General features: G+C 36.8%; 21 protein-coding genes. 6 read left to right on the forward strand and 15 right to left on the reverse strand.

The window, feature by feature from the left end; all coding sequences use genetic code 11:
- Window positions 1-126 precede the first annotated feature (126 nt).
- Window positions 127-1,485, reverse strand: a complete 1,359-nt coding sequence (gene gltP, locus ACA100_RS11925) for a glutamate/aspartate:proton symporter GltP (protein ID WP_481077924.1) — start codon at window positions 1,483-1,485, stop codon at window positions 127-129.
- A gap of 296 nt (window positions 1,486-1,781) precedes the next feature.
- Between gltP and ACA100_RS11930 the strand changes: the two genes are divergently transcribed.
- The gene (locus ACA100_RS11930; protein WP_481077925.1) at window positions 1,782-2,123 is read left to right on the forward strand and encodes a RidA family protein; all 342 of its coding nucleotides are present in this window, start codon (window positions 1,782-1,784) and stop codon (window positions 2,121-2,123) included.
- Between the two features lie 140 nt (window positions 2,124-2,263).
- The gene (locus ACA100_RS11935; protein ID WP_481077926.1) at window positions 2,264-2,683 is read left to right on the forward strand and encodes a putative hemolysin; all 420 of its coding nucleotides are present in this window, start codon (window positions 2,264-2,266) and stop codon (window positions 2,681-2,683) included.
- Window positions 2,684-2,755: 72 nt separating this feature from the next.
- Here the strand turns inward: ACA100_RS11935 and carB are convergent, their stop codons facing one another.
- The 4 genes from carB to ygiD form a co-directional block, all read right to left on the reverse strand.
- Entirely contained in the window at window positions 2,756-5,965 is a 3,210-nt protein-coding gene (gene carB / locus ACA100_RS11940) for a carbamoyl-phosphate synthase large subunit (protein WP_481077927.1), read from the reverse strand.
- 9 nt (window positions 5,966-5,974) lie between these two features.
- Complete coding sequence (gene carA, locus ACA100_RS11945) at window positions 5,975-7,099, reverse strand: glutamine-hydrolyzing carbamoyl-phosphate synthase small subunit (protein ID WP_481077928.1); 1,125 nt, start codon at window positions 7,097-7,099, stop codon at window positions 5,975-5,977.
- A 313-nt stretch (window positions 7,100-7,412) separates the two neighbouring features.
- Entirely contained in the window at window positions 7,413-7,937 is a 525-nt protein-coding gene (locus ACA100_RS11950; RefSeq protein WP_481077929.1) for a pilin, read from the reverse strand.
- A gap of 135 nt (window positions 7,938-8,072) precedes the next feature.
- Window positions 8,073-8,849 (reverse strand): 4,5-DOPA-extradiol-dioxygenase, encoded by a 777-nt coding sequence (gene ygiD, locus ACA100_RS11955; RefSeq protein WP_481077930.1) that lies wholly within the window; start codon window positions 8,847-8,849, stop codon window positions 8,073-8,075.
- A gap of 182 nt (window positions 8,850-9,031) precedes the next feature.
- On the opposite strand from ygiD, the gene ACA100_RS11960 reads away from it, so the two are divergent.
- On the forward strand, window positions 9,032-9,319 hold the full coding sequence (locus tag ACA100_RS11960) for a hypothetical protein (RefSeq protein ID WP_481077931.1): 288 nt from the start codon (window positions 9,032-9,034) through the stop codon (window positions 9,317-9,319).
- 68 nt (window positions 9,320-9,387) lie between these two features.
- Here the strand turns inward: ACA100_RS11960 and pepT are convergent, their stop codons facing one another.
- From pepT to ACA100_RS11980, 4 genes are all read right to left on the reverse strand, one after another.
- The gene (gene pepT / locus ACA100_RS11965; protein WP_481077932.1) at window positions 9,388-10,626 is read right to left on the reverse strand and encodes a peptidase T; all 1,239 of its coding nucleotides are present in this window, start codon (window positions 10,624-10,626) and stop codon (window positions 9,388-9,390) included.
- Between the two features lie 15 nt (window positions 10,627-10,641).
- Window positions 10,642-12,225, reverse strand: a complete 1,584-nt coding sequence (locus tag ACA100_RS11970; protein WP_481077933.1) for an AbgT family transporter — start codon at window positions 12,223-12,225, stop codon at window positions 10,642-10,644.
- 250 nt (window positions 12,226-12,475) lie between these two features.
- A complete protein-coding gene (gene fabG, locus ACA100_RS11975; protein WP_481077934.1) occupies window positions 12,476-13,231 on the reverse strand; it encodes a 3-oxoacyl-ACP reductase FabG in 756 nt (251 codons plus the stop codon).
- 156 nt (window positions 13,232-13,387) lie between these two features.
- Window positions 13,388-15,664, reverse strand: coding sequence for a TonB-dependent receptor domain-containing protein (locus tag ACA100_RS11980; RefSeq protein ID WP_481077935.1), 2,277 nt, complete (start codon window positions 15,662-15,664; stop codon window positions 13,388-13,390).
- A 232-nt stretch (window positions 15,665-15,896) separates the two neighbouring features.
- Between ACA100_RS11980 and ACA100_RS11985 the strand changes: the two genes are divergently transcribed.
- A complete protein-coding gene (locus tag ACA100_RS11985; protein WP_481077936.1) occupies window positions 15,897-17,114 on the forward strand; it encodes a toxin-antitoxin system YwqK family antitoxin in 1,218 nt (405 codons plus the stop codon).
- Window positions 17,115-17,156: 42 nt separating this feature from the next.
- On the opposite strand, the gene rluA is transcribed toward ACA100_RS11985, so the two are convergent.
- From rluA to ACA100_RS12015, 6 genes are all read right to left on the reverse strand, one after another.
- Window positions 17,157-17,813, reverse strand: coding sequence for a bifunctional tRNA pseudouridine(32) synthase/23S rRNA pseudouridine(746) synthase RluA (gene rluA, locus ACA100_RS11990; RefSeq protein WP_481077937.1), 657 nt, complete (start codon window positions 17,811-17,813; stop codon window positions 17,157-17,159).
- 5 nt (window positions 17,814-17,818) lie between these two features.
- Window positions 17,819-18,733 carry an EamA family transporter RarD gene (rarD, locus tag ACA100_RS11995; RefSeq protein ID WP_481077938.1) on the reverse strand — a complete coding sequence of 305 codons (915 nt, stop codon included), beginning with the start codon at window positions 18,731-18,733 and terminating at the stop codon, window positions 17,819-17,821.
- 17 nt (window positions 18,734-18,750) lie between these two features.
- A complete protein-coding gene (locus ACA100_RS12000; protein ID WP_481077939.1) occupies window positions 18,751-20,418 on the reverse strand; it encodes a Na+/H+ antiporter in 1,668 nt (555 codons plus the stop codon).
- Window positions 20,419-20,550: 132 nt separating this feature from the next.
- The gene (locus tag ACA100_RS12005) at window positions 20,551-21,441 is read right to left on the reverse strand and encodes a hypothetical protein (protein WP_481077940.1); all 891 of its coding nucleotides are present in this window, start codon (window positions 21,439-21,441) and stop codon (window positions 20,551-20,553) included.
- A gap of 30 nt (window positions 21,442-21,471) precedes the next feature.
- On the reverse strand, window positions 21,472-22,710 hold the full coding sequence (locus ACA100_RS12010) for an aromatic amino acid transporter (RefSeq protein ID WP_481077941.1): 1,239 nt from the start codon (window positions 22,708-22,710) through the stop codon (window positions 21,472-21,474).
- Between the two features lie 79 nt (window positions 22,711-22,789).
- Window positions 22,790-23,755 (reverse strand): transglycosylase SLT domain-containing protein, encoded by a 966-nt coding sequence (locus tag ACA100_RS12015; RefSeq protein ID WP_481077942.1) that lies wholly within the window; start codon window positions 23,753-23,755, stop codon window positions 22,790-22,792.
- 406 nt (window positions 23,756-24,161) lie between these two features.
- Between ACA100_RS12015 and aroQ the strand changes: the two genes are divergently transcribed.
- A complete protein-coding gene (gene aroQ, locus ACA100_RS12020) occupies window positions 24,162-24,620 on the forward strand; it encodes a type II 3-dehydroquinate dehydratase (protein WP_481077943.1) in 459 nt (152 codons plus the stop codon).
- Between the two features lie 32 nt (window positions 24,621-24,652).
- On the forward strand, window positions 24,653-25,129 hold the full coding sequence (gene accB, locus ACA100_RS12025) for an acetyl-CoA carboxylase biotin carboxyl carrier protein (RefSeq protein ID WP_481077944.1): 477 nt from the start codon (window positions 24,653-24,655) through the stop codon (window positions 25,127-25,129).
- The last annotated feature ends 15 nt before the right edge of the window (window positions 25,130-25,144 follow it).

Raw genomic sequence — 25,144 nt, forward strand, 5'->3', positions numbered from 1 at the left:
TTTTTAAAAAGACATGTTAATCATTCTAGGAAATATCTCAATGCAATCCCGTAAAATTGCCAATAAAAAATCCTCAAAATAATTTATTTTGAGGATTTTATAGCTGTATAGCATTAAATTAGATAATTAAGGCTCTAAACTTAACTTTGTTTCTACTGCCATTGATTCCGCTTCTGCCGCATTACTTTCTTGCTGATCAAAATAATTTTTAGCTTGCTCATCATCAAAACAATTTTCCCATTTAGCGACGATGATTGCTGCTAAAGCATTACCAACAACATTAAGTGCTGTACGTGCCATGTCCAAAATACGATCCACACCTGCAATGAATGCTAAACCTGTGACAGGAATACCAACACTGCCTAAAGTTGCTAATAAAACAACAAACGAAACGCCTGGAACGCCAGCAATACCTTTAGATGTTAACATCAATGTGAAAACTAAAATGATTTCCTGAGTTAAACTCAATTCAATGCCATATAACTGTGCAATGAAGATTGCAGCAATACTTTGGTACAACGTAGAACCATCTAAATTAAATGAATAACCAATAGGTACAACAAAACTTGTGACTGAACTTGGCACACCATATTGTGTTAATTTATCCATCATTCTTGGTAAAACTGTTTCTGAGCTTGCAGTTGAATATGCTAGTAGCAATTCATCTTTCAATAATTTCATGACTAAGAAAATATTAATCTTAAAGAAATATGCAATGCCACCTAAAACAACAACAGCAAAGAAAATAATTGCACCATAAACTAACAATACTAATTTAATGAGTGGATAAAGTGATGCAAAACCAAATGTTGCAACTGTTGCACTGATCAAAGCGAATACACCAATGGGCGCATACAACATGATCATATTTGTCACTTTGAACATAGTTTCAGAAACACTATCCAACACTTTTAACAAAGGTTCCTTCTTCTCTGCTGATAAAGATGATAAACCCATACCAAACAATACTGCGAAAAAGATAACAGGTAACATTTCACCTTCTGACATCGAAGCAATCACATTGTGTGGCACAATGGACAATAAAGTATCTGCAATGCCATGACTTTCTGATTCAATCGCTGCACTTGTTGCCTGATAAGATGAAATATCAACAGCGGTTAATTCTTGCATGTTAATACCAACACCAGGTTGAAAAACATTGGCCAATACAATCCCTAAAATGATGGCAACTGTTGTCACAATTTCAAAGTAAATAATGGTTTTTAAACCCAATTTACCTAGTTTTTTAGTATCGCCTACCCCCGCAATCCCAACAATCAATGTTGAAATAACGATAGGTACAACAATCATTTGGATCATTTTGATAAAAATCTGACCCGCAGGATTCAATAAATTCTCAATCACCCAAGATTGATTTGTACTACCATGTAAAATTGAGCCAGCAATGATTCCTAAAATCAAAGCAACCATAATTTGCATGCCCAGACTAAATTTAAACTTACGTGAGTTTAGCGTTGCTTCCATGCTATCTCCTTATAATTTTGATAATATATTTCAATATCTTTACAGTTATTTAACCGCATCTTTCATCACAAGATATTGCTACAGTGCGACTTATGGCACAATGATAACCACCGAATGTGGTCACAAGGAAAATACATTATCATTATTTTTTACATAAGTTAACAAAAATATTCATTTAATTTAACTAAGTATTCCATCGAATTGAATTTTAAGTATATTTACAATAAATTTTTTTATAAACTCGTATAATGCACTAGCAATTTTGCTAACCACAATTTGTTAATTTAAGGAAGATTATGATCAAACGTTTTAACTTAACACCAAGAATGTCAGATGCTGTAACATACAATCAAACTATCTATTATACATCTGTGCCAACAGTTGAAGACAACTGCGCTTATGCGCAAATGAAAAGTATTTTAGAAGATATTGATTCTGTATTGGCACAAAATGGCAGTGAAAAAAGTAAAATTTTAGATGTGACAATCTTCTTAGTAAATGACGAAGATTTTGATGAAATGAACCGCGCTTGGGATGAATGGGTTGATCCAAACAATTCTCCTGTTCGCTGTACTGTTAAAGCAGGCTTAATGCGACCTAATTGGAAAATGGAAGTCAAAGTTATTGCTGCTGTATAAACCATTGTTATGATAACTGATCAAATGTTTCGACATATGAAACATTTGATATTAATGCTATAATTATAAAGCTATTTTAACTAAATAGCGCATATTAGATAAATTTATTAAAAATACTCATAACAACATAAAGGACTTATATGTTTAGAACATTATTACTCGTTGCATCGGTTTCTGTTTTAGCTGCTTGCGCGGCACCATCAGCGCCTAATACTCAATTCTGTACAGATAAAGGTGGTAAAAACATCATCAAAAAAGATAACCTAAATCATGAATATGGTATTTGTGTGTTAGAAAATGGTTTTGAATTAAATGACTGGGAATATTACCAACAAATTCACCCAGAAATGGTGCCTGCAGAAAGCAAATGTGATGTCAAAGAAACACGTAAAATCGTGGGCAAATCTAACTTAACGGATGAGCAAATCCAATCCATCACTAAAGCGCCTATCGTTCGTCATACTCAATCATTGAAACCTGTATCTCTTGAATTTAGAGGTGATCGTGTGACTGTTGTTACTAACAAGCGTAATAAAATTATCAAAGCAACTTGCGGTTAATTCAACCGTATAACAAAAAACCATCTTAATTTCATTAAGATGGTTTTTTTATACTTAAAATTTTAGGTTGGGTTAACCTTTAAGATGCTGATGTAACTCTTGCACCGAATAAACATCCATTGCAAACATACTTTTCACACCTTCACTCACAGCTTCACCGCCCGCCAATGTTGTATATAAAGGTACGCGCAAATTAATGGAAGTACGACGAATCGCATGGCTATCCGCAATCGCTTTCGCATCACTTGAAACAGTGTTCACAACCACAGCAATTTCACCATTTTTGATGTAATCCAAAATGTGTGGGCGACCTTCTGCCACTTTATGAATCTTCTGAACATAGAAACCTAATTCAGTTAATTTCTGCGCTGTACCACCAGTTGCACATAAACCATAACCTTGCTCTAGGAAATTACGCGCCATTGTTTCCAAATCAGCTTTATCTTCATCACGCACTGAAATGAATACTTTACCCATTTTAGGAATTCGCTCACCTGCGCCCATTTGTGCTTTCAAATAAGCTTCTGAGAATGTTTTACCAACGCCCATCACTTCGCCTGTTGAACGCATTTCTGGTCCAAGAATTGTATCCACACCTGGGAATTTAATGAATGGGAATACCGCTTCTTTCACAGAGTAATAATCAGGAATGATCTCTTCATGGAAGTTTTGCTCAGCCAAGCTAATACCTGCCATTGCACGTGCTGCAATTTTTGCTAAAGGTGCGCTTGTTGCTTTACTCACGAATGGTACTGTACGAGAAGCACGAGGATTGACTTCCAATACATACACAACATCATCTTGCACAGCAAACTGAACATTCATTAAACCTACAACATCCAATGCTTTTGCCATCGCTTTAGTTTGGCGACGAATTTCATCCTGAATTTCTTTGCTCAAAGAATAAGGTGGCAATGAACAACCTGAATCGCCTGAGTGAACACCAGCTTGTTCAACATGTTGCATGATACCGCCGATCACAACTTCATTGCCATCAGACACACAATCAACATCTACTTCAATTGCATGATTCAAATAAAAATCTAACAATACAGGACTATCTTCAGAAACTTGTACAGCTTCATTCATATAACGGCGCAACTCTTCATCAGAATGAACGATCTGCATTGCACGGCCACCCAACACATAAGAAGGACGCACAACCAATGGATAACCGATTTCATTCGCCAACACAAGCGCCTCTTCTTCTGCACGCGCAGTACGATTAGGTGGCTGTTTCAATCCCAAATCATTCAATACTTTCTGGAAACGCTCACGGTCTTCCGCAGCATCAATGCTATCTGCTGATGTACCAATGATATTCACACCATTTTCAACCAAAGCATTTGCCAATTTCAAAGGCGTTTGACCACCGTAATGTACAATCACACCATAAGGATTTTCAACACGTACGATTTCTAAGACATCTTCCAATGTTAATGGCTCGAAATATAAACGATCTGATGTGTCAAAATCTGTTGAAACAGTTTCAGGATTACAGTTCACCATAATGGTTTCAAAACCTGATTCACGGAGTGCCAATGATGCATGAACACAGCAATAATCGAACTCAATGCCCTGCCCGATTCTGTTAGGACCACCACCCAAAATCATGATTTTTTTCTTATCACTTGGGCGAGCTTCACACTCTTCTTCGTATGTTGAATATAAATAAGCAGTATCTGTATCAAATTCAGCCGCGCAAGTATCCACGCGCTTATAAACAGGATGCAATTTCAAAGCATAACGAGCTTCACGCACCAATTTTTCTTTGATATTTAACAACTGTGAAATACGCTTATCAGAGAAGCCTTTACGCTTCAAACGACGCATTGTTGCAAAATCTAAATCTTGCAAAGTTCCCGCTGCAATCGCTTTTTCCTCATTCATCAAATCTTCGATTTGCATTAGGAACCAAGGATCAATCGCAGAAATATCAAAGATTTCAGCTTGCGTCATACCAATGCGAAATGCATCTGCCACATATAAAATACGTTCAGGCCCAGGATTACCCAATTCACGCTGAATCACAGTTTTATCCGTTGTGCGAGGATCAAAGCCACATAAGCCTGTTTCTAAGCCGCGCAATGCTTTTTGCATAGATTCTTGCAATGTACGACCCATCGCCATCACTTCACCCACAGATTTCATCTGTGTTGTTAAGCGATCATCCGCCGCTGGGAATTTTTCAAATGCAAAGCGAGGAATCTTTGTCACAACATAATCAATTGAAGGTTCAAATGATGCAGGTGTTCTACCGCCTGTAATGTCATTTTGTAACTCATTCAATGTATAACCAATCGCCAATTTAGCCGCAACTTTCGCAATTGGGAAGCCTGTTGCTTTTGAAGCCAATGCTGATGAGCGAGAAACACGAGGATTCATCTCGATCACGATCATTTCGCCATTTTCAGGATTCACAGCAAACTGTACATTAGAACCGCCAGTATCTACACCAATCTCACGCAATACAGCCAAACTTGCATTACGCATGATTTGGTATTCTTTATCTGTCAGAGTTTGCGCAGGTGCAACAGTGATAGAATCGCCCGTATGAACGCCCATTGGATCAAAGTTTTCAATAGAACAGATGATGATTGCGTTATCAGATTTATCACGCACCACTTCCATTTCATACTCTTTCCAGCCCAATACAGATTGTTCAATCAATAATTCATGCGTTGGCGATGCATCAAAACCACGATCACAAATATCAAAAAACTCTTCTCTATTATAAGCAATACCACCGCCCGAACCGCCCATTGTGAACGATGGACGAATCAATGTTGGAAATCCTACTTTCTCTTGCGCTGCCAATGCTTCATTCATGCTATGGCAAACATAAGATTGAGGACAACTCAATCCGATTTTTTCCATCGCTTCTTTAAAGCGACCACGATCTTCTGCTTTATCAATCGCATCTTCTGTTGCGCCAATCAATTCAACATTGTATTTAGCCAATACACCATTGCGGCTTAAATCTAGAGCACAGTTCAATGCTGTTTGGCCGCCCATTGTTGGCAAAATAGCATCAGGGCGTTCTTTTTTGATGATCTTTTCAACTGTCTGCCATGTGATTGGCTCGATGTAAGTTACATCTGCCATTTCTGGATCTGTCATGATCGTTGCAGGATTCGAGTTCACCAAAATGACTCGGAAACCTTCTTCACGCAATGCTTTACAAGCTTGAGCTCCAGAATAGTCAAATTCACATGCTTGGCCAATCACAATTGGACCTGCGCCAATGATTAAAATGGATTTTAAATCGGTACGTTTTGGCATAATTTCCCCCTATTTAGCCTGCATGCTGTTGATGAATTGGTCGAATAAATAAGCCACATCATTTGGGCCTGCACTTGCTTCAGGATGTCCTTGGAAAGAGAATGCAACTTGATCTTTCAAGCTGATGCCTTGAATGGATTGATCAAACAAAGATCTATGTGTTACTTCTACATTGCTTGGTAAACTTGATTCATTGATTTGGAAACCATGATTTTGCGTCGTAATCACAACTCGTCCTGTTTCTAAATCCTGCACGGGATGGTTTGCACCATGATGACCAAATGTCATTTTTTCAGTTTTTGCACCCACAGATAAACCTAATAATTGATGACCTAAACAGATACCAAATACTGGTTTTTTCGACGCTAAAATTTCTTGAATTGCAGTGATCGCATAATCACATGGTTCAGGATCTCCTGGGCCATTAGATAAAAACACGCCATCTGGATTCATCGCCAATACTTCACTCGCTGGTGTTTTTGCAGGCACAACTGTTAAGCGACAACCGCGCTCTGCTAACATTCTTAAAATATTACGTTTAACGCCAAAATCATAAGCCACAACATGCAAAGGCTGTTCGATATCTGATTTAAAGCCTTCGCCTAAATGCCATTCACCTTCTGTCCATTCGTATGCTTTTTCGCAAGTAACTTCTTGCGCTAAATCCAAACCTGCCATGCTACCAAATTCACATGCATCTGCTTGCGCTTTAACAATATCAATATGATTGCCTGTGATAATGCAGCCAGCTTGTGCGCCTTTTTCTCTTAAAATTCTTGTTAATCTGCGCGTATCAATGTCTGCAATTGCAATCACATTATGACGTTTTAAATAATCACCTAAACTCTCAGTACTGCGGAAGTTGCTAGCAAGTAGAGGCAGATCGCGAATAATTAAACCTGCTGCATATACAGAGTCTGATTCTTCATCTTCACGATTAGTCCCTGTGTTACCAATGTGAGGATAAGTTAAAGTGATCATCTGTTTCGCATAAGATGGATCTGTCAAAATTTCTTGGTAGCCAGTCATCGAAGTATTGAATACTACTTCTCCGACCGTTTGACCTTCTGAGCCGATGGATGTGCCTTCAAACACACTTCCATCTGCTAAAACTAATACTGCTGGCATCGTCATTTCGTTTATTTCCTAATTAATTCATTCGTCATTTTTTTTGGGCAAAAAAAAACACGTCCCTCTCAAAAGTGAGAGTTTTACGTGCTTTGTGACATAGCTTCTTCATGTCATAGAAGCGACTTATAATAACGGTTACTGAAAATTTACACAATATTTTTTTATATTTATTATTGATTAATTGAAAATATTGAACAAAAAATCAATTATATTAATTCAGGAATATTTTTATTTTTTACAAAGTGTTAGCACAAAAAAATGCCCTGAAAAATCAGGGCAAAATTTTTACAAATTATTTTTAATTTGAATGCAAATATTAACGACAATTTGCAGGCATATATCGTGCTTTTAATCCATTACGGTTTGGATCTGTCTCTACCCACACAGAATTTGGCCATTGTGCACGTGATTTTCTTAAAGCATCATAACCACATGCCCATTCAATGGAGCCATCTTTGATAAAAGGAGCTATTGGGATTTCAATAGGATGGTTTGCTACATCTTCATAATCTTGCAATTTAGGATCAAAATAAATGTAAATAACTTGGTTGTGTAAGGCAACACCTAAAGCACGTTTACCTCCCAATGCAACCATCTGCTTTCCTGTGCCACCATACTTCGTATTAGGAATGCCTAACTCATCAGTATCAGAAGCTAATTTTCCGTATTCTAAGTAATGCTCTACAACCGCCAGCTTCATTGGCATAGCCAATTGTAAGCCTTCAGCAACATAAGCTCTCTTTGTATAATCCTGATAAGATGGCACGGCAATCATTGACAAAATCCCAATAATTGCAACCACAATCATTAATTCTATTAAAGTAAAGCCTTTATTATTCATGATGCGCCTCGTAAATATAAGTTATTATTTGCAAATAATTATATATTTTTAACAAAATCGACACACTGTAAAAATATTAATTTTTTGACATACATACAATTTTTTTTACATTCTACCGACATATGGCATCAAAGACTACATTCCCCAAATATAACTCGTCATTGTGAGAGTTTCTAAAGTTAGGTCTTGATTCATTATGGTTAACTCATCACTATCATCCGTTGCACCTAAAGCAGATAAAAAAGGATAAAAATGATCTGGCGTTGGTGCTGCCAATTTAAAATCAGGATGCATTGTTTCTAGTGCAATCAATCCTGCAATATCACGTGCTTTTGTTAATTTTGCGACATCATTATCAAAATTAATTGCCCAATCAGTTGTTTGTCTCTGGCCAATTCTTGGCAAATTATGAACAATATTGCCAGAGGCTACAATGAGGATATTTTTATCACGCAACTGCTTCAACTTCTGCCCTATTTCATAATGATATTGACTTGATTCATTACGATTAATGCTCACTTGCAACACAGGAATATTCGCTTCAGGGAATAAATGGGAAAGTACGCCATAATTACCATGATCATAACCCCAATCATGATTGGGTTTCCCCATATGATCCAAAGATTCTAATGTTAAATCGCGAATCGGCTCTGCGTTAATGGCAGGATAAACATACTCATAAATCTCCGCGGGGAAACCATACATATCGTAGATCATTTTAGGATTATGTTCTTCCGTCACAAACGTACCATCCGTGTACCAATGGGCAGATAACATCACAATGCCGTCCACTTTACCGATCTTCTCACCTAAATCGCGCCAGCTTTCTGTCCATTTATTTTTTTCAATGATATTCATCGGGCTACCATGACCAATGAATAAAACAGGCATTCTCTTTTTTTGTTGTGTCATATTAATCTCCACACAATTCAGTCATAAAATATAAGATCAAGCATAACTGAATGACAGACAAAATAAACTGATATTTATGGAACAATCTTTTGCAGTAAAATATTTAAAGTTTTGCAATATTACTTTTCATTAATTTATGTAGTGTTACTATACAAAAACTAATTAAAAATCAAGGAGGATACATGAATCAATCTGACCATATAATACCAATAACATCTTCAAGAAATGGAAGTGGATGGAAAATAACTATAACTCAAAATAGAAAATATCTATATCTAACAGCAACTGGATATTTATTGCCTCATGACCTAGAAGAACAATTAAGCCTATTATTAGAAAATCATTATTTTGATATAGAAAGAAAATTTGGCATCAAAGTATCTATTCATATGGTAGAACAAAAAATAGAGTCGCAAGAATGCGCTTCAGAATTTATTATTTATATGGAAAAGCTAATAAATAATATTTAGCATAATTCCCTCAAAATAAAACCCAGCATTGCTGGGTTTATATCATGATTCAAAGAAATTAAATCAACTTACTTCTGATGTTGGCCTGCTAATTCACAGATTTTTACCGTCACGTTAAAGCTCTTCTCAAATGCTGAAATTGGTAAAAACTCAAAGCGTGAATGGAAGTTCAGAGCGCCTGTGAAGTAGTTTGGCGTGAAAATTCCGCGAGTAGATAATGCCGAACCATCTGTACCACCACGCATTGGAATCACATTTGGCTCAATGGATAACTCAGCAAATGATGCAAACAATAGATCCAATGCAGTGCGATCCTCACCCAATGAATCAGCAATATTGCTATAAACATCAGTAATTGTATAACTGATTTTCGCACGAGGATGACGCGCTTGAATCAATGCAACAGCTTCACCGATGTATTTCTTACGCGCTTCATAGCTTGCTTTATCAAAATCACGAATATTGATTTTCATCGTTGCATCATTTTGTGTGCCATTGATCGCATTGATCCAGAAATAACCTTCACGATTTTCTGTATGCTCTGGCGCATCTAAGCGATCAAAGCAGCCCATCAAATCTTGTGCCACACGCAGTGGATTCACCAACACATTTTTGGCAGACATCGGATGCGCTGTCACACCTTCGATCTTGATCTCAACAGTTGCGGCATTGAATGTTTCATAAACCACTTCACCTTCTGCACAGCAATCGATTGTGTAAGCAAAATCCACTTTAAAGCGATCCAAATCCATCACTTTTGCACCGCGTAAACCAATCTCTTCATCAGGCACAAATGCAACATAGATATCGCCACAAGCAATTTCATTGGATTGCAATTGATCCATCAACTCCATCACACATGTGACAGCGGCTTTATTATCCGCGCCTAAAACACTTGTGCCATCGCTGAAGATAATATCTTCATTCACATAAGGCTCAGCTTCAGGATGTTCATTACGCTTAAACCAAACATCAGCATCTTTATTCAAGCATAAATCTTTGCCTTCATACTTCAATACTTGTGGATAAACATTTGGTGATAAACCAACATCCACAGTATCTACATGCGTGATGAAACCAATCGTTGGTGCATTTGGCATTGTACCTTTACGGAATGCAGTTAAAACGCCATGCTCATCAATATGAATATCAGCTAAACCGTAGCCTTTCAACTCTTCAGCCAATAACTTCACCATGTTCCATTGGCTTGGTGTCGATGGTACAGTTGGCGAAGCCGCACAGCTTTGGCTTTCTACTGCTAAATATCTGAAAAATCTCGTTGTCAATTGCTGACCTAAAGTGGACACGTCAATACTCCTAATTTATGGTGCGACAGAATTAATCACAGGAATCGTATAGGTACTTTCAAATCCTAATGGAATGTTTAACCACCAGAATAGATATAAAGTTGCAGTCAATACGATGAATAAACCTACAGTGTATGGCAACATCATGGAACACAATGTGCCCACACCTGTTTTACTATAGTAACGACAGCAATACATAATGATCAATGGATAGAATGGAAACATTGGCGTACTGACGTTCACCGCTGAGTCACTGATTCTGAATGCCGCTTGTGTTAATTCAGGAGAAATTCCCACAGCCATCAACATTGGTACTAAAACTGGCGCCATAATTGCCCATTTAGATGTTGCTGATGTGATCAGGATATTTAAAAGCCCCACCAACAAAATCACCAATAAAATTGTTAATTCAGCTGGAATTTTCAAAGTTGTTAAAGCATCCGCACCTGCTAATGCAATCAATTTACCCAAATTCGAGTGACCAAATGAATACAAAAACTGCGCTGCAAAGAATGCAAAAACCATAAAAGGAATCAAAGATTTTGTAATCTCTTCCATTGCTTTAATCACATCATTCGATGATGTAAATGAGCGAGTGATGTAACCATAAATGATCCCTGGCAATGCAAAGAAGATGAAGATCAAAGGTACGATCATTTTCATGATACCAGCTTGAGAACTTGTCATGCTACCATCTGGTGCGCGTAATGGAGATCCTTCTGGTACCAAACATACAACCAATAATACGATCAACGCTAAAATGGATAAACCTGCCCATTTAAAGCCTGTGTTTTCAATTGGCTGAATCACAGATAATTCATTCGCTTCATCATTAGATAATTGTTGATCAACTGGACAGTTCTTGTTCAACCATGGTTCAACAATTTTTTCTGTCACATACCAACACATTGCAATCACACCAAATGTGCTACCAACGCTTAAAAAGTAATTACACAATACATTCACAACATAGCTTGAATCCATAATATGCGCTGCATTTTGTGTAAAACCCTGCATGATTGGATCAATCTTCGATGGTGTAAAACTTGCACTAAAACCGCCTGCTAAACCTGCAAATGCAGTAGAAACACCTGCCAATGGATGACGGCCCATTGCATAGAACATTAAAGCAGCCACTGGCATTAAAATTACATACGCAGAATCCGATACTAAATGGGCAATGATAGACACTAACACAACTGTTGGTGTTAGGAATTTAGGTGAGATTAAACCCAATAACTTTTTCAATGCAGTTTTGATGAAACCACTTCTTTCCGCGATCCCGATACCAAATGTAGCAACAATCGTGATGCCCAATGGTGGGAAGCTCATAAAATTACTGACAGAAGATACAATGAATTTCACAATTTCATTGTAATTAAACATATTAATGATCTCTATTTTTTGCGGTTCAGCACCTGTACCATTTGCTGGCAAATAATAGTTAAAATCAACATACGATAAGATTAAAGATAGCACCCAACAGATAATAAGTGCATAGATAAAAAGCATCGTAACGCTAGGCATTGCATTACCAAAGCGTTCCACAGTGTTTAAAAACCCCTTTTTATTCTGAGGCTCGGCTGAAGTTGTCGCCATATTTCATCCCTACTAAATAAATAACAAATCACATACAAACTCGAGGGAGGATAATATACATATCACAATAAATTCAAAGGCATTTTTCTTTGTATTTAAAAATTTCATATAAAAAACACATTATTATTAATTTTATTAAAAAATAAAAGTTTTTTTGTAACCATTTTGAAGCTATATATAAAAAAATATACAAAGAAAAAAGGCTAATTACCAAACTGATAATTAGCCAAGAAGGATAAGTTTGAAACTTTTACAACAGTGCTTCAGGTGATTCTGGTAGGATCTGTCCACCATCCACTATAATGGTTTGCCCTGTAATAAATTTTGCCTCTTTCGATGCTAAAAATGCAGCAGCATAGCCAATATCTTTCGGCTCACCCAATGTATGTGTTGGGATACTTGCCTTCATTTGATTCAGATAAGTTTCGCCTTGTGCAGCTAAACCTTCCGTTAATATATTACCTGGCATCACAGCATTCACTGTAATTCCAAAACGTGCGTATTCCAATGATGCGCTACGCATAAAACCTAATTGTGCAGCTTTCGATGCACCATAATGACTCCAACCTGGAAAACCTGTGATTGCCCCTGTAATAGAAGATGTAATCACAACGCGACCATAATTCTGCTTTTGCATCTGTTTCAATGCTGCTTGAACTACAAAGAACATACCTTTGACATTAACGGATTGCATTAAATCCCAATCTGCCTCTGTCATTTTTTCTAATGTTGCTTGCGGGAAAATACCTGTGTTCGAGCACACAATATCTAATTTGCCATATTTTGCAACAATATCATCAATACATGATTGCACAACGGATTGCTTTGTTACATCCATTGTCAAAAACTCACCATTAACCGACTGAGCTGTCGCTTCACCCGCCACTTGGTCAATATCCGCAATGATCACTTTTGCCCCAGCTTCCGCCAAAGCCTCTGCAATGCCTTTACCAATACCTTTTGCGCCACCTGTTACTAAAGCGATCTGATCTTTCAACTGAAACATAGACTCTCCTTATGACAATTCAACATGTGCAACGGGATTATTATAAGAAATAACTTTATAATAATCCATTATTAAATATATATGCTAAATTATAAGTTAAAATATATAGTTAATATTCTAACAAATACCAATAAAAGTATATATCTAATTTATGCATTAAAATCGTGCTTCAAAGCCTATTCTAACAGTTCTTCCTGGCATTGGCATGCCGATCACTGTTCCAGGATCATAACTATAACGATTTGTGACATTATCAATATTGAATGTGAAATTCATATTTTCATTAATTTTGTATTGCCCATAAAGATCCAATGTCGTTGATGAAGGCACACGTTCAATGGCTCTGCCACTTAATCCTGTGCCTGTTAACCAACCTTTAGGATTCTCTTTACCTGAATGATATTTAACTCGACCACCAAACATTAATCGTTGATCATACAAATAACCACCCAAATTCAAAGCAATCGTCCTTTTAGGTGCAATTCTTGTTGAGATCAAGCTCCAGCGCTCACCAACAGCATCACAAACATTTCGATCATGAGGACAAATTTTAGGATCTTTGTATTCTGTCGCACTCAAATCTGCAAACATATGATCATTTTTATAAGATAACCCCAATTCAAAACCGCGCGTTTCCACTCTACTGTAATTAGCAAAAGAGAAACTTGGCATCCAAGGATTATTACCTGGTAATGCTGCTTCGCTGATGTAATTTTTTACATCATTTTGGAAATAGTTAATTTTAAAATCTAAAGTATCATTCGATGCAAACAGATCAGCATATCCGCCCATAAAACCCAATTCAAATAAACGAGTATTTTCCGCCTTTAAAGGATACTTTTCGTTATATTTAAAAGTCTGCCCGAAAGATTGAGTGGTTTCAAACAAACTAGGATTACGATAAACACTACCCACTTTTGTATATAAATCTACACCATAAGGCAGATGAATATTGGCTTGAGCGGTCCAATCAGTTTTATATGAGAAATCACGTTTTTTATCCACCGTTCGATCTAATGTTGAAGCTTTATGGATACGTGTTGCGACATTAAAATCAACCCATTCACTTTTCGTGTTAGCATTCAAATATACAGCGTGCTCTTTTCGCTCTCCGTCTCTTGCAGATTCTCTTTTAAATAAATTTCGAGGCTTCATCTTTTGTACTTGATAATTAAAACCATAATTCAAAACGATGGATGAATCCCTAAATTTACTTGTATTATCGATATCTAAACCATATCGCACATCTTGATAACTGCCCCAATACTGATCACCATTTTGACCTGCTCCGCTTGCGATGCCATTGCGCTGACGCAATTTAGCCTCTGTTTTCCAAATGGCTGTCTTGAAATCAATGAGAGAATTATTAGCAGGCTGATAACGATAATCTATACGATAAGCATCAACTTTTGCACTGCCCAAAGACCATTGTGGCATTGCTTTATAACCAATAGGAATGCTCTGCCCCATATATTTTTGATAGTAATCATTTAAGTCTTGCAACTCTTTTTCATTATATGCATACCAATAAACAGCCATAATTTCACCCGCTTTTTGATCATGCTGACGATAATTAAATTCTATGCGCTGCTCATCAGTTAAATTCACACCTAATTTAACTAAGGCTGATTTACTTTGGTAGCTAGTATTAACAACTTCTTCCCCTGGGCTAACCACTGTTTTTTCTATTCTCTTTGAACCATGTTTACCCGCAAAATAGTTACCCACTTTTCTTTGGCTATATGCTGTCACAATATCAAAAATATCATGTTTATAAGCAAATGCAGCTGTAAATGCACCATTTTCAAATCGGCTTTGCTTAATCTTCTTAGTGAGCAAGTAATGCTCTTGAGCCAATTGATCACCTGAAATCGTTGGCGTTTTATTATTGTTATAAATACTGCCACGCAACAATGCACCGTAATTTTTCCCAGGCAATAAAACATCGGAAACACCCAAAGTTTGCATTCGTACTGTACCGCCGATACCGCCAGTATTGCCAGATCCTATCGTTGGGCCACGATCAATTGCCACATCACTGATCAAGTCCATATCAATGTATGTACGATCACTTTCACCTTGATAACCACGGAAAGTATGTGTTGACTGAATTGCACCATCAATCACAATTGGCACTCGCCCTTCACCTTGAATGCCACGAATACCAATATCTAAAGCACCTGCCTCATTACGCAAACTATTCATTTGTACGCCAGCAATACCTGAAAACACATCACCGTTACCAGTACCACGATGGCGTGTGATTTCATCCATTGAAATAGCTGTTGTCGATGGAGAATCACTCACCGCATCTGCAACGACAACAACTTTAGACAACTCGACTGCTTGTGACTCTTTATCATCCGCAAAAACATATGAACCTGTTGTCGCTACAGTCATTGCAACAAAAATTTTACTGAAATTGTACCTCAAAACACTCACCCAAATATCATTCACCCAGAATTAGGATTCGATACAATATATTAAATGATTATCATTATCAAATAGAAATATTAATCATATAATATTTAATTACAAATAAGATGCAATAAGTTTTATAACCTTCAAATTTTCAATCATCCATTAGCCTATTATGATTTCTCTTCGATTTTGCGGTAAACTATTGAACATTAATTTATAATCACTTACCGTTTAAGGAAAGATCATGAGCTACAAGAAAATCCCCCTTTCAATTGCAGCAAGCTTAATTCTTGGAACGTTCGCATCAGCCCAAACAGAGACATCGACTGATCTATCACCCAACTCTATCATTGCCTATTTCTCAGAAGATGGCACATTGCTTCCTAATCGTAATGGCAGTGAATATTATCGTTATTTTAAAGAGATCGTCAGTGGTTGTTATCTTGTGCAAGATTTTTATAGCGTGAATGATCAAAAACAGACAGATCCAATCTGCTTTACAGATCCCGCAGAATTACAATCATGGTTCCCACAAAGCATGCAAGGTCCTTTAGTTTTCTGGGACATTCAAGGTAACAAGATGCAAGAGGGCTATAGCCAACAAGATGGCGGCAACTCAGGCTTTTGGAAAACTTGGGACATTAATGGTAATCAAGAAACTTACGAATTAATCAACGGTGAAATGATTGTCTCTTATTTTGATCAAGATGGTAATCGTCAGGCAATGCCAGTGCCAGGTGGTACATTTAGAACAATTTTGGATCAAAACTTTGAAACTGGGCAATATTTAGTGGCAGACTATTTTACAGATAGTCGCATGCGCCAAATGGATCCAGTCGTGATTAATCGTGAAGATCTATTAAGCTGGGATATTCAATATCGCAATGGTACATATTCATACTTCAATGACGAAGGTGATTTAACAACAGTAGAACATTACGAGAACGGCAAACTCAATGGTACGATTACCAATTGGTACACTGGCATTTATCCTACACAAAAATTTGATGAGCTGACTTTCAATGATGGCAAACAAGATGGCTTATATGTTCGCTGGTATGAAAATGGCTATCCTAAAATTAAAGCTGTCATCAAAAATGATAGCATCCAATCTATGGAATGTTGGAATGAAGACTTTGAAGCATTAGATTCCGAAAAATGCTCTGCACTGCTTTATGGCTATGACGAAGAAATTAATGTCGCAGAAGAAATGGCCATCGAAGAAAATGGTACAGATGCAGCACCGATCGAAATCATCATTCCTGAAGAACAAAGTGATACTATCATTGATGAAAATGGTGATATGCAAGAAATTGAAATCGCACCAGAAACCAATACTTCAGGCGAAAATGCCACAGTATTGTTCCCTCAAGAAGCAGCTGATACATCTGAAGATCAGCCAGAAGATACTGAAGGCAAAAGATTATTAAGATCAGTAAAAAACATCATGAATGCTCTGTAATAAATACACCATAAATATCTCACTCAATCAGCGAGATATTCATTAAAAGTTAGGCGGCTGATGAAACAGCTGCCTTTTTTTTGTCATAGGATGTGTAAAAGCCAATTCTGCGGCATGTAAATACAATCGATCTCGACCTTTTAAAGCTTCATCATGCGCATAAAAACGATCGCCCAAAATAGGATGCCCAAGGCTCATCATATGAACGCGTAATTGATGTGATCTTCCTGTCACTGGCATTAACTCGATCAAAGTATTGCCTTCATCATCTTCTGATAATACTTTGTAATGTGTTAAAGCATCTTTTCCATATTCATAAGAAACCATCTGTTTCGGTCGATTGGGCCAGTCGCAAATTAATGGAAAATCAATGCTTCCCTCTTTTTGTGCCAGAACTCCAAAAACCTTTGCGATGTATTTTTTATCTGTTTCTCTCTCTCTAAATTGACGCTTTAATTCACGCTCTGCATCTTTATGCAATGCAACCACCATTAAGCCACTTGTAGCTAAATCTAAACGATGAACGGTTTCTGCATCTGGAAATTCCCATTGTACGCGCGTCAAAATGCTATCCCACAATTCTGCGGGCTTTCCTGGCACAGATAATAAATCATGCGGCTTATTCACCACCATAATATCTCTGTCTTGATAGAGAATTTCCAACCAAGGTGAAATGGCAGGATCGTAATAATAATCCATAAGTTTTAATCTTTTGATTGCATTGATAATAATCGTACTTGCGTTTGATAACGACGATATTCAGAAATAATAAAAATGGCAACAGCAATCCATACAATCACAAATCCCATTAAACGCATAAAATCTACAGGATCATCAAAGAAAATCACGCCATTGATCATCTGTAATGTTGGTGAAACAAACTGAACAATTCCCACCAAAGATAATGGAATCTTTTTTGCACCTTCAGAAAAAAGCAATAAAGGAATCGTTGTGACTGCGCCTGATAGCAATAATAAAATTAATGATAAAGTCGGCAACTCTGTAAACACCAAATGACCTTGATTAAACTCATAAATCAAATAAATGCTTGCAAATGGCAACATAAAAAATGTTTCAAATGCAATGCTTGGTAAAGTTTTGACAGGATAGGCTTTTTTCAATAAACCATAAAACGAAAATGTCACGGCCAAGCCTAAAGCCACATAAGGAATTGTTTGACCGACGATGGTTAACCAAATGATGCCAATCATTGCAACCGCAACAGCCATAGATTGTGAATGGGACAATCGCTCTTTTAAGATCAATCGCCCTAAAAAAATGCTAAACAACGGCGTAATGAAATAACCTAAACTTGCATCTACCACACGGTTTGCCGTAATTGCCCATAAATATGTCAACCAATTAAAAAATAGTAATTGAGATGTAATGAACAAAACTAGCACTGTTTTTCGTTGCGTTAATACTGAGAAAATAGATCTCCATTCTCTTAATAACGTCAACACCAACACAATAAAAATCACAGACCACACAATGCGCTGTGACATTAATTGAGTTGAGCCTAACATTTTCAGTGAATACCAATACAGTGGAAAATTTCCCCACATGAGATAACACGCTAATGTATAAAATATACCTTTTTTATATTCACTTTGATTCACATGGACCAACCTAAAACTTAATGTTTTTGCTCTCTACCTGCTAAAATTTTCTCTAATAAATCAATCTCATATCTTAATTTATTAGCTGTTTCCTCACTAATTTGACGAGTTGATTTTAATCTCATCAGCTCTGCTCGTTCAGCACGAATGGCAGCCAAACGAAAGCGTAACTCGAGCGAATCATAATACGCTGTTTCTGCATCTGAAATGCCTAAAGATTGTCGTATATTCCGAGCCACGAGATTATGAATATCTGTAATGTGTTGTGGGTCCAATTTTAACTCATTATTCTGCACTAAACGATTTTCCAATGTTTGAATGCTAGATAATGCCACTTGTTGCATGGCTGCTTTTGCAACTTTGACTTCCTGCTCTACATCACTATTATCTAGCGTAAAACCTTTCAATAGTAATGGTAAAATCACGATCGCCACTAATAGCGATGTTAAAATCACACCAATGGCAATGAATGTCACCTGATAACGAGCAGGTACAGAAATATATGTCGGCGATGTACTGATATACCAAGGAATAGACAATGCAGCTGCTAATGTTACTGCACCACGAACACCTGCAAATGTCATAATGAGTAGCTCTTTAACAGTGAAGTGTTCAAATGCCAATCCTTTTTTCAAAAACAGAATTTTCTTCAAATGTTTCATCGCCAATAACCAGAGAAAGCGTACTAACATCAACATGCCATAAATGATGAAAATATCTGAAATTAATCCCACTAAATCCACACCATTATCAGCTGCAATACGCTCAATGGAATATTCAATAATGCTTGGTATCTGTAAGCCCAACATTAAAAATACAATACCGTTCAAAAGATATTCTAAAACAGTCCAAATACTATTGGCTTGAAAGCGCATTTCAATGGAAACGGAACTCATTGTATTGCTATAAGTCACTGTCATGCCCGCAACAACAGCTGCTAAAATACCAGAAGCACCGACATGCTCCGCCACCACATATACAAGGAATGGCAATAACAACAAAAAGATCATTTGAATAGCAGTTTCATCGCCTTTCAAACGCGCTAACACTCTCACTAAACGCACATAAAACCAAGTCACACCGAAACCTATCAAAACGCCGCCACCTGCCATCAATAAAAAGTTCACACCCATTTCAGCGTAATCTTTAGATGTTTTGAAGACCATTGTGCCCATAATGATGGCCACAGCATATTTCAAAGAAACCAGCGCTGAAGCGTCATTCAATAATGCTTCACCTTCTAATACTTTATTGATCCTTTTAGGTAAACGTCCTTTTCCTACAATACCAGATAATGCAACAGCGTCCGTTGGTGATAATACAGCGGCTAAAGCAAAAGCCACCATCAATGGCACATCTGGCATCAATGTCGGAATGAAAAAGCCCAAACCAATCACTGTGACAAATACTAAAAACATCGCAAGGCTAATGATTTCCCAACGTGACTCCATAAACTCATGAAATGGCATTCTACGGCCATCTGCAAATAATAATGGTGGAATGAATAGAAATAAGAAAAGATCTGGATCGAATTCAACTTGCAAACCAAACGATGGAAATGCTATTGCAGCACCCATAATAATCTGCATCAGAGGTAATGGCATTTTAAAGGGCAATAAGCGTCTTATAACATCCGATAATGACACCATTGTAATTAAGATTAATATTATATAGAAAGTCTTCATTGGGTCAGTTTTATATTTAATTAAATAAAATTATGCGAGATCAAATACTATAAGTTTTATAGAGATCTACTAATATCAACAAATCATCATGCATTCATACATAATATACATGATGATTCTGTAATAATTTGATTATTTTATATAATTAAGCGCGCTATCGAGCGTTTGAGCACTTTGAAAGAAGTTGGCATCATGCGCCACAAATTCTGAAAATTGAATGCCATGATCCGTTAACAACAATTTTAAACGCTTCAATGTCTGCTTATAGTGGATATAATCTTCATCTTCTCCACCAAAAATCTCTTTGAATGCATCTTTTGATGGCACAATGAATACAACTTCTTCACCATTCCATAGGACTAAATGGCCACTGCCCAATACTTGAAAGGTTGGTCCCATATCAAAGATGATATGTTTCATCACTTCCCACAATGGTTCTAAATTAATTTGAATGAGTTGTGTCGCATAGAAACTACTTATATCGCTCAATGTGATCATATGCATGTGTGCAATTTTACATTGCAATGCTTGCTCAATCATCGGGCTTAATACATCTGTCACAATACCTTCTTGAGAAATTGTGTTTTCAATACGATCCACCAACGCTTGATTATCCTCCGTTTTCGGTAGAATCAACAACGCTGGAAATATATATAAAGGATCTGGTGATTGAGTATCTTTATTGAAAGCACCGACCGAAAACTCACCATCTTTAGCAGTAATCGTTACAATGGATGGTTCAAAATTATTAGGTCTAAAGGTAATTTTAGAAACTTCTGTCATTTCATGATAAATCGGAAATTTAGGGCGCATAATTTGTGCCACTTGATAACCTGCACCAACAAATACAACACCCGCATCCGACAATTCAGGATACAACTGCAGAAGTGATGAGGTAACTTTACGACTCATCTCTTCTGCGGTTTCTTTATCTAAATATGTTTGCAAATCAGGACTCAACTCTGATAACTGTAACATTACCGCAAAATCCAAGTACATTAATTCAGGTTGAGTTGTGTTCATGATAAAGCTCCTAATTGGCAAACAAAAATATTATGGCGCGAAGAAGTTTAACGCGTTCACATCGAATACTTCAACCAACAAATGTGACACAGCAGCAATCATACCATAAATAATTACTAAATAAGGCATTAAGCTACCACCAAATGCTTTAAATGGTACATTTTGAGCACCTTGATTTTTTTTCCGATGTGCTATCACTGTCATGCCTGGAATGATCACAGACCAAATTGCAGCAAATAAACCCGCAAAACCAATCGCCACGACAAATCCACCAGGTAAACTCATACCTAAAATTGCAGGTGGTACAAATGTGACTAAAGTTGTTTTAGCGCGACCTAATGCAGAATCATCAAATTTAAAGAGATCTGCAATATAGTCGAACAGCCCTAAACCTGCACCCAAAAATGATGTGACAACAGCAAAAAATGCAAAGAAATCTAATGTGTTTCTAAAAAATGAAGAGAGCTGAACAGAATCAAATAACCAAATTAAACCATCGCCTTCCATCATCTGAAATTGTGCACGATCCACATTCCCCATGATCCCTAACATCCATATACCATAGAAAACCAATGTCATAATCATACCAATTATGATTGCTAAACGAATTTTATGCCCACCTTCTCTGCCGTAATATTTCACAAAGCTTGGCACGCTGGCATGGAAGCAGAATGATGTTAAGAAAAATGGTAAACTTGCAAATGCATAAATGGCAAAATCAGGCTTGCCTGATGGATCAAATAACTTAGTAGCAGAAACTGAATCCAATAAACCCGTCAACGCAACAAACAGCGTAATGAACATAGAGATCATTAATACTGTTGATAAACGATCCACCATTTTTGTGCCCCACCAAACTAGAAAGGCAAGTACAACGGCAAAAAGTAACCCCAACATTGCCTTAGGTAAATCAATGTCGAAATTACTTTCTAGTGCATTTTGAATAACTGAGCCTGAACCATCTACATAGGCATATAAAAGAATATATAAAACGAAAGCAACTGAAAAACCATTCACAATGCTGGCAAACTTTCCTAAGTTGCTTTTAACTAATGTATGAAAACTTGAGCCTTCTGGATAACTCAGATTAACTTCTAAAATCTGCTCTGCTGAGTTTTGCATGAAAAATGTGGTCAGTAACATGATAAAAATGGTCCATGTAAACCACATGCCCGCAGATACTATAGGAAGCGTTAGCATACCAGCACCGATCATTGTGCCAGCTGCTATCATCGCACCACCAAGTACAGATGGTTGTCTCGTTTTCATAAATTAATGTCTCATTCTATTTTCTAAGCAAACGATTATTGTACGCGTGAAAAATGATAAGACAATATCTTAACCAAATTTAAGACTTAGCAATTTTTTTCCCAGTTGTGCCATAAATGATGTATTTATCCAACTCTTTTTTAGGCAAACCTTTCAGTTTTTGAATCTCATTCTCTGGCAAGACAATTCCTTTAACACTATTGCGCTTAGCAATGTTAGGATTATAAAACTCAATCACATCCTTAGGAACATCTGAAGCTTTAATGATTTTGTTCAACTTTTCAGGGCTATCTGTTTTAACACGAACCAATTTAGGAATGTCATTCTGCTGAATACTCGTGAGTTTATCTCTTTCAGAAATCACCTCAGACAATGCCAAAACTTTAGGGATATAAGCGCGCGTTATTTGAGGTAACTCAATACTCCAGTAATCTTCGGCTTTACCTTTTTTACGGTTTGCCTTCATACTTCTTAAAACACGGCCTTCACCTGCATTGTAGGCAGCCATTGTTAACAACCAATCGCCATCGAACATTTTATTCAAATATTCTAAATAATCTAACGCAGCTTTAGTAGAAGCCTCTGTATTATAACGGCCGTCATAATTATTCTTCACATCGATGCCAAAGTTTTTAGCAGTTTGCTTACCAAATTGCCATAGACCTACATGCTGACCTTTATTAGAAGCAGCAGGACGATAACTACTTTCAATCAGTGGAATCATTGCTAATTCAGCTGGCATATCACGCTTCTTAATTTCAGTGAGAATATAGCTCATGATCACTAAACGCTCAGAATCCAAATGATTAAAAATTCTTGGATCTTTCGTAAAATTATTAATGTGCTTTTGTACTTCTTTATGATTAATCTCATCCTGTAATTTTCTATGTTTGTTAAAATCATCCACCAACAACTTTTCAGTACGATTCGCAGATGATTTATGTGCAGTATTTGCATTTGCACATGCTGAAATCAATACAGCAACAATAGAAACAAGGATCAAATTAAGGTAATTTCGGATATATTTTCCATTTAATTCAAACATCTATATCAATGTCCAATCAATTTAAAGTGCGTAATTTTAGCACAGTGAAAAATAATCACACCAAAAATGCGATCAAAAATTTAAAAGAAGCATTAACAAAATCCAAATGATATTTAGATAAAAATCTGTAACATTAGGGAAATAGGTTAATCACAAAGATTCTTAAATATTAATCTTGAGTATTTTATTTTAAAAAATTTTAGGATGATGCATAAAAATTCAAAAAAAAACTAAATATATTATATTTTAAACAAATCTATTTTTTTTTATATTTTAGTTTGTTATATCCAACAAATCTGTTACGATCCCACCGACTGATAAATTTCAACGAATTTCACTTAAATTTTGAAACTTTGAAGTGATATCCGTATAATTACCCTATTTTATGTACTAACTATGAGGCAATATGTCTACAGCAGACTTACCTAAGGTATTGTTAATCAATGGTCCTAATCTCAATATGATTGGTACAAGGGAGCCTCATATCTATGGTTCTACCACGCTCGAACAATTAGAGACACAATTAACAGCACAAGCACATCAGTTACAACTCACGCTATCTTGCTTTCAATCCAATATTGAAGGTGAAATCATCACAAAAATTCAACAAGCAAAATCAGATAATGTTGATGTGATCATCATAAATCCAGGTGCATATACACATACAAGTATTGGTATTCGCGATGCTTTTTTAAGCGTTCAAATTCCTTTTATAGAAATTCATATTTCAAACGTGTATGCTCGTGAGAATTTTAGACATCACTCATATTTATCAGATGTTGCTTCAGGAATTCTGGTGGGACATGGTCTTTTCGGCTACGAGCTTGCGCTCTACAGAGCTCAAAATATCATCTCATCAAGATAATTAATAACTTTGTCGTAGGAGAATAAAAACTCATGGATATTCGTAAAATTAAAAACTTAATCGATCTAGTTGATGAATCAACAATTTCTGAAATTGAAATTATCGAAGGTGAAGGTTCAATCCGCATTAGCCGTAATACTCAAGGCGCAGCAGTAGCACATATCGCACCAGCAGCGGCACCAGCATACAATCCAATGCAACAAATCGTTGCAACAACTGCAGCACCAGCAGCGCCTCAAGCTGCAGCAGAGCCAGCTGCACCAGCATTACCAGAAGGTAAAGTGATTCGTTCACCAATGGTTGGTACTTTCTACCGCGCAGCATCTCCAACATCAAAATCATTCACTGATGTGGGTGCAACTGTAAATATGGGCGACACAGTTTGTATCGTAGAAGCAATGAAAATGTTTAATCAGATCGAAGCGGAAATCTCTGGAAAAGTTGTATCGATCCTTGTTCAAAATGGTGAGCCAGTGGAATTCGATCAACCGCTCTTCATTCTTGAATAAGATAAGGACCATTCC

It is taken from the genome of Wohlfahrtiimonas sp. XWW7 (assembly GCF_056716055.1).